Source organism: Antrihabitans cavernicola, from assembly GCF_008297975.1.
Classification (GTDB): domain Bacteria; phylum Actinomycetota; class Actinomycetes; order Mycobacteriales; family Mycobacteriaceae; genus Antrihabitans; species Antrihabitans cavernicola.
This window is the reverse complement of the sequence record NZ_VLNY01000006.1, coordinates 96,761-110,973: the sequence shown is the minus strand read 5'-3', so window position 1 is coordinate 110,973 and position 14,213 is coordinate 96,761. Positions and strand designations below refer to the sequence as shown.

The following is a 14,213-nucleotide window of genomic DNA, read 5'->3' as shown; positions in this document are numbered from 1 at the left end:
GTCTCCCTCGGGTCGGTGGTCAAGCGCGGACTGCTCGGAAGGTATCCGGATTCGCGGATTTCCAATCGTCGAGCCAGGATTGCGGCGGCTCGGCCAGCAATTCGCCGGGGCTCAACCATTCGTAGAGCTCCGCGTACGACGCGGACAACGTGGGTGACACCCGCTTGCGCAGCATGTGCGTCGACAGTTCCTGCGGCGTAGCGGCACCCATCGACGCCATCATCTCGATTGCCTGCGCCACCGTAGCCTCGTGGTACTGCTTCACCCGCATGCTCTTGTCCGCAATATCCAGCGCCCGAGCACGTTTGGGGTCTTGCGTCGCCACCCCGACGGGGCATTGATTGGTGTGGCATTTCTGCGCCTGGATGCACCCGATCGCCATCATCATCGCGCGCGCCGCATTGGTGTAATCCGCGCCTTGGATCAGCCGTTTGACGATGTCGTTGCCTGCCGCGACCTTTCCACTGGCACCGATCTTGATCCTGTCGCGCAGCCCGGTGCCGACCAGGGCGTTGTGGACCGTCATCAGTCCGTCCGTCAGCGGTAGGCCGACGTGATCCTCGTATTCCAGTGGCGCTGCGGCAGTTCCACCTTCCGCACCGTCGACGATGATGAAGTCTGGGGTCGTCCCGACCTCCACCATCGCCTTGCAGATGGCCAGCACGTCCACACGGGACCCGACGCACAGCTTGAATCCGGTGGGCTTACCACCTGCCAGTTCACGCATCCGAGCGATGAAGTCGATCAGTTCGCGCGGGGTGGTGAAGGCGGTGTGCGCGGCTGGGCTCACGCATTTCTCGTTGGGCGGCACACCTCTGAACTCGGCGATCTCGGCACTCACCTTCGCAGCAGGGAGGACGCCGCCGATACCCGGCTTTGCGCCCTGACTTAGCTTGAGCGACAAGCACTTCACCTGATCGTGAGCGGCTTTGTCGGCGAACTGATCCGGATCGAATTTCCCTTCGCGCGTTCGTGTTCCGAAGTAGCCCGAGCCGATTTCCCAGATCACGTCGCCGCCGCCGTCGAGGTGATACGGCGTGAGGCCGCCTTCGCCGGTGTCGTGGGCGAAACCACCCATCGCCGCGCCCTTGTTGAGCGCACGAATCGCGTTGGCGGAGAGTGCACCGAAGCTCATCGACGACACGTTCAGCAGAGACATCGCGTACGGCTTGGTGCAATCCGGCCCGCCGATCAGCACCCGCGGAATCGGATCCTGTTGCGGCACAGGGGCGGTGGAGTGAGTCAGAAACTCGTAGCCGACGGCCTCGAGGTCGCGTTCGGTGCCGAAGGACTGCTCGCCGTGGATGCCTTTGGCGCGCTCGTAGATGACCGTTCGCACATCGCGGTCGTACGGCCGTCCGTCGAAGTTGCGCTCGACGAAGTACTGCTGAATTTCCGGACGCAGGCTCTCCAGGAAATACCGCATGTGCCCGAGAACGGGATAGTTGCGCAGAATCGAGTGCTTGCGCTGGGTGAGGTCGAAGATCGCGGTTGCCAGGAGTACGGCCAGAATCAGGAACAGCACCCACCACGCCCACGATCCGATCGTGGCCACCACACCCACCGCGACAACCAGCACAGCCACGAACGCGACCACGAAGAACCTCAGCACGACTACCCCTTTATCGACGATGGCCTCTTCCCAGTACTACACCGCATCCACAGGCCGGGCTGAAGCGCCGCGCAGACGATCGTCGCCGATGCCCGTTCTGACAGCATCACTGTCGGACCCTTTTTGTACACTAGAACACATGAGCGAATCGGCGGTGTTGGAAGCAGAGCGGTCGATGCTCACTGGCATCGTCGATGTGTCACGGGCCGGCAATGCGGCCGACGCCCGCAAGCTGGCGATGGTGAAAGAGTTCTTCGAATCGCGCACCACCTATCGTGCTGCTTCGCTCGATGCCCGCTTCGACACCGACATGGCAGGGCGGTCCGCGATCGCCGAGATCGCACTGACTCTCGCGACGACCTATCACGTGGTCGCGGAATGGCTGCGAATCAGCTTCACGCTGCATCGTTTCCCGTATGTCACCGACGCCTTCGACGACGGTGTGATTCCACTGAGCAAGATTCGCACCATCTTGACCCACACGGCGGGTGCGCCACCGGACGTGCTGCGCTTGATCGAACCGGCCATAGTCACCGCAGCGCAGCGGTTGGCGACCCGGCCGTTGGGTGACGAGATCGACAGGCTGTTGCTCGAGACCGACCCGGATGCAACCGAGCGCTCAAACGAGCGCGGACGCAAAGCGCGTGCCGTGTCGACCCGACGGCGCGCGCATGGCATGGCCGACGTGAATGCGACCGTCACCGCCGCCGAAGCTGCAGAGGTCAACGACCTGATCAACCACATGGTGCGCACGGTATGCCCTCGGGACCCGCGCGATTTGCGGCAACTCCGCGTCGACGCGTACCTGGCGATCCTGCGCGGTCGCACTACGTTGCGCTGTGAATGCGGATGCGAAAAGACCGCAACCACCGAGGCCGATGCGCGTCCTGATGTGCGACTGAACGTGATGTGCAGCCTCGACACTCTCCTCGGCCTCGGAAAGAACCCCGGCTATTTGGCCGGATACGGCGCCATCGACCCCGCCACCCTGCGTGACCTTGCCGAAGACGCAACCTGGCAAGCGTTGATCCACGCCGCCGAAGCATTCGACGACGACGAATCCAACGACGACGAGTTCGAACGCTTGCTTGCCGAGGACCCCGAAGAACTTGTCCGATGCCGCGATCTGTGGGCACCACCATCACCGAACGCGGGTTTGGACAACTCGGCGGCCACAATAGTGACGAGGAGCCCGAAACTGAACGCCGGCACCGTGTTTCCACCGAGCACGAGTCACCTTTCCAGCACTCGCAGCAAGGAACTCAACGCAATTCTCGACCGCTACCGCGGCAACCCCGACCTCGCGCAACCTGACTTCCCTGACGGACATGGTGGCTTCACGAAACCGCCGCCCGGCGCACTGACCTACCGTCCGAGTGAACTACTCGCCGCCGTCGTCCGACTACGCGACGGCACCTGCCGGCACCCCGGCTGCACCGTGCCCGCCGAAGACTGCCAGATCGATCACCTCGTCGCGTACCTGCATGCCCACCCAGAGTCGGGCGGCTGGACCATCCTCGCGAACCTGCAATGCCTGTGCCTCAATCACCACCAACTCAAGACAGCAAAGTTCTGGTTCTACGAGATGCTGCGCGACAACATCATCCACGCAATCAGTAAACTCGGGCAGCACGGATTCACCCTGCCTGCGCACAGGTGACTATGTGCAGCAGTTCGGATCCAGCACCGCGACCAGCGCCGACAGCGACTCGCGGAGGGGACGATGGAAGACGTTCATCCCACGCCGATTCGATTCCACCAGACCGGCTTTGCGCAGTTGGCCGAGGTGATGGCTGATCGTCGATTCCGACAATTCGAGCGCTTCGGCAAGCACGCACGTGCATTCTTCATCTGCCGTGCTGGCCTGCAGTAGTGAAAGTAGTTGCACCCGAACAGGATCGGCAAGTGCTTTGAGTCGCAGTGCAACCTCGATCGCTACGTCGTCGCTCACTGGGCCTGCAGCCACGGGCGCGCAGCAGATCGGCGAGCTGATATCGACTACCGGCAGCGTCTTGGGCACACATCAATCGTCCGCACCTTCTTGACATATGTCAAATAGGTGGAGTACTCCTAATGAAGTCAGGTATTCGACATATGTCTCACAGGTGGTGGTTGCCATGTCACGCATTCAGCTCGCGCTCAACGTCGATGATCTCGACAAGGCCGTCGAGTTCTACTCGACGCTCTTCGACATGAAGCCCAGCAAAACCAAGCCGGGTTACGCCAACTTCGCCGTCGCCGATCCGCCGCTCAAGCTCGTGCTGTTCGAGAACGCCGGACGCGGCGGCACCATCAACCACCTGGGCGTCGAGGTCGAGTCGAGTGCTGCAGTGGCCAGCGAGACCAAGCGCCTACGCGCCGTCGATCTCGCCGACTCGGAAGAGATCAGCACCACCTGCTGCTATGCCAAGCAGGACAAAGTCTGGGCGACAGGGCCTGCCGGTGAGCGGTGGGAGATCTACACGGTGCTCGCGGACGCCGAGACCCCCGGCGCCTGCGCGTGAGCGCACCGTCCGTCGTCCGCGGACTGTCGACCCTCGACCGCCTGCTGCCCATCTGGATCGGCGCAACGATGGTGGTCGGGCTGCTTCTCGGCCGACTGGTGCCGGGCCTCGACGTCGCAATCGACAAGATCCAGATCGATGGGATCTCCCTGCCGATCGCACTCGGCCTGCTGATCATGATGTACCCGGTGCTGGCGAAGGTGCGCTACGACCGCCTCGAGTCCGTCACCGGCGACCGTAGACTCCTCGTCAGCTCGCTGATTCTCAATTGGGTGCTCGGGCCTGCCTTGATGTTCGCCTTGGCCTGGCTGCTGCTCCCCGATCTGCCGGAATACCGCACCGGGCTGATCATCGTCGGCCTTGCGCGCTGCATCGCCATGGTGATCATCTGGAACGACCTGGCCTGCGGTGATCGCGAAGCCGCTGCCGTGCTGGTTGCGCTGAACTCGATATTCCAGGTCGTCATGTTCGCCGTACTCGGCTGGTTCTACCTGTCATTGCTTCCCGGCTGGCTCGGGCTGGCACAGACGACGATTCAGACCTCGCCGTGGCAGATCGCAAAGTCGGTGCTGATCTTCCTCGGCATCCCGCTGGTCGCGGGTTTTCTGTCTCGCCGAGTCGGCGAGAGGGCCAAGGGCAGGCACTGGTACGAGTCGGCGTTCCTGCCGCGAATCGGCCCGTGGTCGCTGTACGGATTGCTCTTCACAATCGTGATTCTCTTTGCGCTGCAGGGCGATCGGATCACCTCGCAGCCGCTCGACGTGATACGCATTGCGCTGCCGCTGCTCGCCTACTTCGCGATCATGTGGGGTGGCGGTTACGCACTCGGTACCGCGCTCGGTCTCGGATACCGGCGCACCACCACACTCGCATTCACCGCCGCGGGCAACAACTTCGAGCTCGCCATTGCCGTCGCGATCGCTACCTACGGCGCGACGTCGGGTCAGGCGCTCGCGGGTGTGGTCGGTCCGCTGATCGAGGTCCCCGTGCTGGTCGCGCTCGTCTACGTCTCGCTGTCCCTGCGGAAGCGCCGAAAGCCCTCGGTGTTGTTCGTCTGCGTCAAGAACGCAGGCAAGTCGCAGCTGGCCGCTGCTCTCATGCGACAACGAGCCGGTGACAAGGTCGACGTTTATTCGGCAGGAACGCATCCGGGCACTGCGACCAACGCGCAGTCAGCGGAATCGCTCAGCGAGCTGGGCATCGACATCAGCAACGAGTGGCCGAAACCCATTGATCCACGACTGCTTCGCGGTGTCGACCTAGTTGTCACGCTTGGCCGAGAAGCACGGGTCGACGGCGTCGAGGCGGTCAATTGGAACACCGACGAGCCATCCGAACGCGGGATCGAAGGTATCGAACGAATGCGATTGGTACGCGACGACATCGGCCGCCGCGTCGACGAGCTCTGTGCACAACTCACTCTGCCGGGTACAACGCCGTTTCTCTCGCCTTCACAACGAAGAACACCCGACTCCCGGGAACCAGGTCCAGATCAGCCGCAGCGGCGGGCGTGACGTCGGCCATCAATCCCGGATCGCCTGCCTCGTCTTCGCCACGCAACCGAACCAGGTCACCACGGTTCTCGATCTCGGCGATGGTCACGCGAAAGTGGTTGCGCGGACTACCATGTGGCAGCTCGGCGTACACCGAGACGGCGCCGGGGCCGAAAATCGCGACAGCACGGGAGCCCGCCGTGAGCGCCTCGGAAACGGTACCTGCGACGGCTACGCCCCCACCGGTCAGCACGCCACCGTCGACAACGGTGCCGCTGAGCAAATTGATCCCAGCAATGCGCGCCGCGAACGCGCTCCGGGGCCGCGCCAACAGCTGGCGGACCTCGCCCTGCTCCACGACTCGACCGCCGTCGAGGACGACAGCCCGATCGGCGAGCGCCAACGCATCCAGCGCGTCGTGCGTCACGAGAACCGCTGTGCGGCTTTCGGTTCGCAATACCCGTCGCAGCAAGGTTCGCAGTGCAGGTGCTGCCGATACGTCGAGAGCGGCCATCGGTTCGTCGAGAAGTAACAGCGCAGGTTCCGCTGCCAACGCCCGGGCAACCGCAACTCGCTGCGCCTGACCGCCCGACAGCTGCGCCGGCTTGCGATTCGCCAATGCGGACGCATCGACAGCCGCCAGCCATCGATCGGCAGCCGCCGATGCGACCCGACGGCTGGCACCCGAACTGCGTGGAGCGAACGCAACGTTGGCTGCGGCCGTCATGTGTGGAAACAACAATGCCTGCTGGGCAAGTAACGCAACACCGCGTTTGTGTGGGGCCACCGCAACGCCGGACTCGACGTCTGTCAGCACCCGCCCGTTCAACTCCACCCGACCGGCATCGGGACGATGCAGTCCGGCAATCACCGAAAGAATCGTCGACTTTCCCGCGCCATTGGGACCGAGTATCGCGGTGACGGTGCCCTCGTCGACTGAGAACTCCACGTCGACGTCGCGATCGCGCACGACCGCACCGACGCGCAGCCCGGTCACAGCGCTTGCCTCATCACAGCGTGCTCACCGAACCACGACCGCGCACGGCGACGATGATCACCACCGCCACCACGACCAGCACCAACGACAATGCCACCGCCGCATCGGCATCCGTCTCACGCTGCAGGTAGATCTCCAGCGGCAGGGTTCGCGTGACTCCTTGCAGGCTGCCCGCGAACGTCAGCGTCGCGCCGAATTCGCCCAAGGCCCGCGCAAAAGCGAGCACCGCACCGGACAACAGTCCAGGCAGGACGAGTGGCAGTGTCACCCGACGAAGCACAGTCGTCGGTCGGGCACCGAGCGTGGCGGCGACCGACTCGTATCTGCGGCCCGCGGTGCGCATCGCGCCTTCGAGGCTGACCACGAGAAAGGGCAGCGCCACAAAGGTTTGCGCGAGAACGACTGCTGTGGTGGAGAAGGCGATATGAATTCCCCACATTTCCAGTCGTTCGCCGAGCAAACCTTTACGCCCGAAGGTGTAGAGCAGTGCAATGCCACCGACAACGGGTGGTAGTACGAGTGGCAGCAGGATCAACGAACGCAACACTCTCAGTCCGCGAAAGTTGCTACGCGCCAACACGGCTGCCATGGGGACGCCGAACACCACGCACAACAGCGTGCTCGCTGCCGCGGTTCGCAAGCTCAATTTCAATGCGGCGATGGATGACTCGGATGTCACCAGTCCGAAAAAGTCGGTCCAGTCGACTTTCGCCAACATGGCGACAAGCGGAAGAACGACGAAAGCGATGCCGATGACGGCGGGCAGATAGATCCACGTCGGCAGTCCGACCGGCGCTCTACCTGCCCGACGCCTGAGCATCACGGTGCGGCAAATCCCGCCTTCGCGAGAATCGCCTTGCCCTTCTCGCCGGTGACGAGATCGACGAACTTCTTCGCGACCTCGCCATGTGCCGAATCCTTCAAGGTGGCAATGGGATACGTGTTGACGGCTCCCGACGATTCGGGGAACGGAACCGACGTCACCTTGTCCCCCGCACCGGCCGCGTCGGTGACGTACACCAAGCCCGCGTCGGCCTGACCCGTCGTCACCTTGTTCAGCACATCGGTGACCGACGACTCCTCACTGACCGGCTTCAGCTGGGTACCGGTGGCGTCCTCGACCTTCTTGGTTGCCGATCCGCAGGGCACCTGTGGGGCGCACACGACGACCTGCTCATCGGGGCGTGCCAAATCGGCGAACGTCTTGATGCCCTTCGGATTTCCGGGCGGCACCACGATCGTCAACGTGTTGGTGGCGAAGTCGATCGGCGATCCGACTACCAGACTGGCGTCGGTCGCCTTTTTCATGTTGGCGGTGTCCGCGGAGGCGAAGACATCTGCCGGTGCGCCCTGGGTCAGCTGGGCCACCAGATCCGACGATCCCGCGAAGCTGAATGCAACAGTGCTGCCAGGGTTCTCGGCCTCGAACTCTTTGCCGATATCGGTGAATGTCGCCTTCAGCGATGCCGCCGCGAACACCGTGATGTTGCCTGACGCCGCGGCCGCACTCGACGGCGCCACCGCAGACGACGTTGCGGCAGCGGAGTCGTCGGACGAGCTGCACCCGGAGGCCAGTAAGAGCGACGCGACGCCGACAAAGGCGGCAACGATGGAGAGTTTCACGAAGTACCTCCAGGTGTTTCCACGATCACGGTCGTGGCCTTGACGACGGCAACGGCAATGCTGCCGGGCTCGAGCTTCAACTCTTGGACAGCTTCGGTACTCATCAGCGATACGACGGTGAAGGGACCGCACTGCAGTTCGACCTGTGACATCACCTTGTCGCTGATCACCTTGGTGACCAGACCGACGAAGCGGTTGCGCGCCGAGCTGCCGACGCCGAGCGGATCGGCTGGCACCGGCTCGGCATTGTTCCGAGCGAACTCGGCGAGCAACTTGCCGTCGATCACCTTGCGCCCGGCGTCGTCCTTGTCTGCGGCCAATGTTCCGTTGTCGATCCACCGGCGCACGGTGTCGTCGCTGACGCCAAGCAGTTCTGCTGCATCGCGGATCCGAATCATCGGCACGCAGGCAATCTTATGTTCCCGAATACGGACACGACAAGCCGAACTGCCCGCATGTGCGGACCGTCCGACCAATGGTCAGCTCGCGACACCGAGGAGCACCACGTCCTTGATGATGAATGTTCCGACCGGGGACAGAAATGGGACCGTATGCGCGTAGTCGGTCGAGGTGAAGAGAAACGAGATCGTCACGACGAACGTTCCGATGGCGAGCACCCCGCCCGCAAGTCCAGCGACGGCGTTGAACAATCCCGCGAGAATCAGCACAGCCAGAGGATCGTGATGAACAGTCCGACCCGGGCGATCACGAACCCTGAGTTGGATACGAGATGTGAGGTGCGCATGGTGATACCTATCCGCTGGAAGTGGTCACAAAATGAGGTCCCCGGGGTCGAAATCCACTGTAGGTCCGCAGTTTCCGCACCGACAGGTTCCGCGGCCGCACGTCATCGCTCCGTCACAATTCGATGGCAGCCATCGCATCGGCGCGCAATAATTCACAGCCATGGCAGCCGACCCGTATATCGCTCCCAACTACACGACCTCCGCACTCGTGGTGATAGACGTCCAGAACGACTTTCTGGACGCTGGATCGGCCGCCATCGCCGGTACGACGGCGGTTCTCGACACCCTGGTTCAACTCGTGTCGGCTTACCGGCGCGCAGGCCGTCCGATCGTGCATGCCATTCGCATCTACGACGGCGCCGATGTCGACCTGGTGCGTCGTAAGGCGATCAGCGACGACGGCGCTCCCGTCGTCCGTCGCGACAGTGCGGGCGCGGAACTTCCATCGTCACTGCTGCCCGACGGCGCAGCGGCGCTCGCCACCGACGACCTCCTGTCCGGTCACATGCAGCAGGTCGGGCCCCACGAATTCATCATGTGGAAGCCTCGCTGGAGCGCATTCCACCGGACACCGCTCGACCAGTTTCTCACAGACAACGGGGTCGACACCGTGGTGTTCGCCGGCTGCAACTTCCCGAACTGCCCGCGCGCCAGCATGTTCGATGCCAGCGAACGCGACTACCGTGTTGTCGCCGTCACGGACGCGACGTCTCAGGTGACGCCGGACCGCCTGGCCGACGCACGCTCGATCGGCGTTGTCGATATGGCTACCGACACGGTGATATCGATGCTCCCGCAACACTTGTTCTCCTACGGCACACTGCAGGATCCTGCCGTGCAACTGGGCACGTTCGGCCGATATCTCGGCGGCCGAGCTGACGAGCTGGCAGGACATCGGATCGACATGCTGACCATCACCGACCCGCATGTGCTGGCTCTCAGTGGAATCGCACAGCATCCGATCGTCGTCCCGAGCGACGATCCCGACGACGCAGTGAGCGGCACCGTATTCCAGATCAGCGCCGCCGAGCTCCGTGCCGCCGACGAATACGAGGTAGACGACTACGAGCGAATCGAGGTGACACTCGCGTCGGGAACCACAGCGTGGGTGTATCAGTACACATCCCGCACATAGCGCTTGTCGGCCACCAACCGCTTCTTGAAGGCCAGCGCCTCGTCCTCCGACAGGTGGCCGTGGATCTGCGCGATCCGCAGCAACGTGTCGTCCACGTCTTTCGCCATCCGCGCGGCATCGCCGCAGACGTAGATGTGCGCACCGTTGCCGATCCACCGCCACATCTCGGCACCGTGCTCGATCATCCTGTCCTGCACATAGATCCGCTCACGCTGATCGCGCGAGAAGGCCAGATCCAGCCGGTTCAGGAACCCGTCACGGAACATGTCCTCCAGTTCGCTCCGGTAGTAGAAGTTGGTGGCCGCCTTCTGCTCACCGAAGAACAGCCAGTTTCTGCCGGTGCTGCCCAACGCGCGCCGCTCCTGCAGGAAGCCGCGAAACGGTGCGATGCCGGTGCCGGGCCCGATCATGATCATCGGCGCGGTCGAGTCGGCCGGCGGGTGAAAGTGTTGTGAGCGTTGCAGATACACCGGAACGGTTCCTGCCTCAGCACGGTCGGCAAGGAACGTCGAACATGCACCGCCGCGTCGGGATCCGCCCTCCCCGTCGTAGCGGACCACCGAGACGGTCAGCTGCACCTCGTCCGGGCTCACCAACGGACTCGACGAGATCGAATACAGCCGTGGCTGCAGCGGTTTCAGCACGGTCTGCCATTCGACGAGGTCGGCGGCGACAGGGAAAGCGCGCAACACGTCGATTGCCTGGCGACCCCATAGGAAACTCGCCAGCTCGTTCTTGTTGTCCCGGCGAAGCAGCTTGGCCAGCAATGGATCCGCATTGCGATCGGCAACGAAGCGCAGTAGGTCGGGCGAGATGCGGGTGATGTCGAACTCGCTGCGCAGACCGTCGGCGAGCCTGCGGTCTACCCCTGCCACCGTGATCGTACGATCGGCCTTCAGACCCGTTGCGGCCAGCCAGCTCTCGACCGTAGCGTCGTCGTTGACAGGGAAGACGCCGAGTGCGTCGCCCGCGTCGTAACTGACACCGAGGCCGGTGAGATCGAACCCGAACTGCCGCACCTCCTTCAACGACGCGGCCGCTGTCAGAACGGAGTTGCGGACCAACGTCGCCTGCGCAGGATCGGCGCGAGTGAACGCACACTCGGTCGGTGCCGACGCTGCCACCTCGACGACGCTGGACCGTACGACTTCGCTTTCGGCGGAGAGGAAGTCGAGCACCCGGTCGATCCAGTCGCGAACCGGCTCGTCGTAGTCGGGTTCGCAGTCGACCCGCGGCAGCATCGGCGTCGCACCCAATGCGGTCAACCGGGTATCGACGGCACGACCGTGGCCGCAGAAATCGTCGTACGACGAATCGCCCATGGCCAGCACAGTGAATCGAACGTTCGCCATGGACGGCGCGCTGTCCGCGCTGAGCCTGCTCCAGAAGTCGGCACCGTTGTCCGGTGGACCACCGTCGCCGAACGTGCTGGTGATGATCAGAACATCACGGGCAGCAGCCAATTCGGCGAGATCACACGAGTCCATGTCGACCGTGCGCGGCGTGAGGCCGCGTTTGCCCAGCTCGTCGGCGCACAGCTTCGCGCACTCTTCGGCATTGCCCGTCTGCGACGCCCACATCACCAGGACCGACCGCTCCACTGCGTCAGGTGCTTCCGCGACGGCGATGGCACCGGTACCGCGGGAGTATGTCCCTGCCAGCAGTCCATCGATCCACATACGCGCCGACCCGGAGAGCGGCGCCGATCCCGGCAGCACCGGAACACCCTCCACCGGCGCAGCATTGAGTGCCGTGAAAAACCCTGCCAGATAAAGGCGTTCGCTGCCCGACATGTCGGGTGGGCCGATCGGACCGATCCCCGCTGCAACCGCAAGCCCCGGTTCTGCACCAGATGGCACCGGCGCAGGTGTGGCTATGGGCCGCAGCGTCACAGCGCACGCCTTGAATTCGGGCTGCAGCGAATCGGCGTCGACGGCGTCGTTGGTGACAGCGTTGATGGTCAGGTACTCCCCGTGCTCGTCGTTCCAATGGAAGGGTGCAAAGCAATTCCCTGGCCTAACCCGATCGGAGATCACCGCGGGCAGAACGGCGCGGCCTCGACGAGACGAGATCTCCACCTGCTGATCGACGGCGATTCCCAACGCCTCGGCGTCGTCTGGATGAACTTCGACGAACGGCCCGTTGTCCAACTTGTTCAACTTGGCAACCTTGCCCGTCTTGGTCATCGTGTGCCACTGATGCTGCAGGCGACCGGTATTGAGGACGAACGGATAGTCGTCGTCGGGCATCTCCTTCGCCGCCATGTGCGGGCGTTGGTGAAAGATCGCACGCCGACTGGGCGTCGGAAACGCCAGCCGAGGTTGCCTGCCGGACTCGTCGACAAACAGGTTCTGGCTGACGCCGTCGTTGAGGTAGCGAATGGGATGCCGGTCGCGATCGTCGTCGGGCGGCGAGGGCCACTGCACCGGCGTGGTGCGGAGCCGGTCGTAGGTGACGCCCCGCAGGTCGTAGCCGGTCTTCGGGTTGGCGAAGCGGCGAATTTCCTCGAACACCTCTTCGCTACTGCTGTAGCGGAAGTGGTCTCCGAAACCCATCGCCGATGCCACCTGGGCGATCAACTGCCAGTCGGGACGGGCGTCGCCCGCAGGTTCGATCGACTGCTGCAGCAGGGTGATATTGCGCTCCGAATTCACCATCACCGCATCGGATTCCGCCCAGAGCGTCGCGGGCAGCATGATGTCCGAATACGCATTGGTGGCCGTCTCGGCGTACGCGTCTTGCGTGATCACCAGCTCGGCCGATTCCAGCCCGTCGATCACGGTCTTCCGATTGGCCACCGTGGCAACCGGATTGGTGCAGATGATCCAGCAGGCCTTGATCTTGTCCGCCGCAAGCTGACCGAACATCTCGATGGTCCCCGGCCCGACGTCGGTTCTGATCGAGTTCGGTTCCAGGCCCCAGATCTCCTCGGTGAACGCGCGATCGTCCGGTGCAAGCACGGATCGCTGGCCGGGAAGACCCGGTCCCATGTACCCCATTTCCCGCCCGCCCATGGCATTCGGCTGACCGGTCAACGAGAGCGGGCCGCTACCCGGCTTGCAGATTGCGCCCGTTGCGAGATGCAGGTTGCAGATCGCGTTGGTGTTCCAGGTGCCGTGGGTGCTCTGATTCAGTCCCATCGTCCAGAGCGACAGCCAGTTCTCGGCAGTGCCGATCCACTCTGCAGCGGTTCGGATGTCGGCCTCCGGTAATCCGGTGATCTCCGAAACCCGTTGCGGTGGATAGTCGGTCAGGAATTCGACCATTCCTTCCCAACCCTCGGTGTGCTCAGCGATGAACGCCTCGTCGATGCAGCCGGTGTCGACGAGCAGGTGCAGCAGCCCGTTGAGCAACGCCAAGTCGGTGCCGGGCTTGATCTGCAGGTACAGGTCGGCCTTGTCCGCCGTCGCGGTGCGACGCGGATCCACCACGATCAGCTTGGCACCCGCCTTCAGCCGATCGGCCATGCGCAGGAACAGAATTGGGTGGCAGTCGGCCATGTTGGCGCCGGTGACGAAGAACAGATCGGCTCGGTCGATGTCGGTGTAGGACCCCGGTGGCCCGTCGGCGCCGAGGGATTGTTTGTAGCCGGTGCCCGCACTGGCCATGCACAGCCGCGAGTTCGATTCGATGTGCACGGTGCGCAGAAAGCCTTTGGCGAGCTTGTTCGACAGATATTGCGCCTCGATCGACATCTGACCGGACACGTAGAGCGCTATCGAATCGGGGCCGTGTTCGTCGAGGATGCGCCGCAACCGTGCGGCGGCGTCGGCAACGGCGTCGTCGACGGCCACCGGAGTCGGGGTTCCGCCTCGTTCGGAGCGAACCAACGCGGTGCCCATGCGCCCGTCCGCCCGCATCATCTCGGCGTGGGTCGAACCCTTGGTGCACAGTCGGCCGAAGTTGGTGGGGTGCAGCTTGTCGCCCGATACCTTGGCGATCACCTGCTTGCCCGTCTCGGCGTCCTTGTCGGTCTCCACCGTGATACCGCAACCGACACCGCAGTACGAGCATGCGGTCCTCGTCGTCGTTCGCGTACCGGCGGTCATGCCAACGAATACTGGCGGGCCTCGCGTCGTGCGCGGTTTCCCCGACGTTATCGG

12 protein-coding genes and 1 pseudogene are annotated in these 14,213 nt (G+C 63.6%); 5 read left to right on the top strand and 8 right to left on the bottom strand.

Annotated elements, in window-relative coordinates:
• Window positions 1-19 precede the first annotated feature (19 nt).
• A complete protein-coding gene (locus FOY51_RS14475) occupies window positions 20-1,612 on the bottom strand; it encodes an FMN-binding glutamate synthase family protein (RefSeq protein ID WP_149430953.1) in 1,593 nt (530 codons plus the stop codon).
• Window positions 1,613-1,751: 139 nt separating this feature from the next.
• Between FOY51_RS14475 and FOY51_RS14470 the strand changes: the two genes are divergently transcribed.
• A complete protein-coding gene (locus FOY51_RS14470) occupies window positions 1,752-3,272 on the top strand; it encodes an HNH endonuclease signature motif containing protein (RefSeq protein ID WP_187776323.1) in 1,521 nt (506 codons plus the stop codon).
• Here FOY51_RS14470 and FOY51_RS14465 read toward each other — a convergent pair whose 3' ends face one another.
• Window positions 3,273-3,632 (bottom strand): Rv2640c family ArsR-like transcriptional regulator, encoded by a 360-nt coding sequence (locus FOY51_RS14465; protein WP_149430951.1) that lies wholly within the window; start codon window positions 3,630-3,632, stop codon window positions 3,273-3,275.
• A gap of 97 nt (window positions 3,633-3,729) precedes the next feature.
• Here FOY51_RS14465 and FOY51_RS14460 point away from each other — a divergent pair, with 97 nt between their 5' ends.
• Window positions 3,730-4,116: an ArsI/CadI family heavy metal resistance metalloenzyme gene (locus FOY51_RS14460; protein ID WP_149430950.1), complete on the top strand. Its 387-nt coding sequence runs from the start codon at window positions 3,730-3,732 to the stop codon at window positions 4,114-4,116.
• A complete protein-coding gene (gene arsB, locus FOY51_RS14455) occupies window positions 4,107-5,630 on the top strand; it encodes an ACR3 family arsenite efflux transporter (protein WP_187776341.1) in 1,524 nt (507 codons plus the stop codon). The genes FOY51_RS14460 and arsB overlap by 10 nt, the downstream gene beginning before the upstream one ends.
• On the opposite strand, the gene FOY51_RS14450 is transcribed toward arsB, so the two are convergent.
• From FOY51_RS14450 to FOY51_RS14430, 5 genes are all read right to left on the bottom strand, one after another.
• Window positions 5,533-6,606, bottom strand: coding sequence for a sulfate/molybdate ABC transporter ATP-binding protein (locus tag FOY51_RS14450; RefSeq protein ID WP_149430949.1), 1,074 nt, complete (start codon window positions 6,604-6,606; stop codon window positions 5,533-5,535). The genes arsB and FOY51_RS14450 overlap by 98 nt on opposite strands.
• Window positions 6,607-6,619: 13 nt before the next feature.
• Entirely contained in the window at window positions 6,620-7,426 is an 807-nt protein-coding gene (locus FOY51_RS14445; protein WP_149431141.1) for an ABC transporter permease, read from the bottom strand.
• A complete protein-coding gene (gene modA, locus FOY51_RS14440) occupies window positions 7,426-8,229 on the bottom strand; it encodes a molybdate ABC transporter substrate-binding protein (RefSeq protein WP_149430948.1) in 804 nt (267 codons plus the stop codon). Before modA ends, FOY51_RS14445 begins: the two co-directional genes overlap by 1 nt.
• On the bottom strand, window positions 8,226-8,633 hold the full coding sequence (locus FOY51_RS14435) for a TOBE domain-containing protein (RefSeq protein WP_149430947.1): 408 nt from the start codon (window positions 8,631-8,633) through the stop codon (window positions 8,226-8,228). The genes modA and FOY51_RS14435 overlap by 4 nt, the downstream gene beginning before the upstream one ends.
• 75 nt (window positions 8,634-8,708) lie before the next feature.
• Window positions 8,709-8,897 (bottom strand): DUF417 family protein, encoded by a 189-nt coding sequence (locus tag FOY51_RS14430; RefSeq protein WP_187776322.1) that lies wholly within the window; start codon window positions 8,895-8,897, stop codon window positions 8,709-8,711.
• 238 nt (window positions 8,898-9,135) lie between these two features.
• Between FOY51_RS14430 and FOY51_RS14425 the strand changes: the two are divergent.
• Window positions 9,136-9,732: pseudogene (locus tag FOY51_RS14425) on the top strand (cysteine hydrolase family protein); the annotation flags it as partial.
• A gap of 30 nt (window positions 9,733-9,762) precedes the next feature.
• Window positions 9,763-10,110 (top strand): gamma-glutamylcyclotransferase family protein, encoded by a 348-nt coding sequence (locus FOY51_RS14420; protein ID WP_149431140.1) that lies wholly within the window; start codon window positions 9,763-9,765, stop codon window positions 10,108-10,110.
• Here FOY51_RS14420 and FOY51_RS14415 read toward each other — a convergent pair.
• Window positions 10,089-14,159 (bottom strand): bifunctional nitrate reductase/sulfite reductase flavoprotein subunit alpha, encoded by a 4,071-nt coding sequence (locus FOY51_RS14415; RefSeq protein WP_149430945.1) that lies wholly within the window; start codon window positions 14,157-14,159, stop codon window positions 10,089-10,091. The two genes, FOY51_RS14420 and FOY51_RS14415, sit on opposite strands and share 22 nt — an antisense overlap.
• Window positions 14,160-14,213 lie beyond the last annotated feature (54 nt).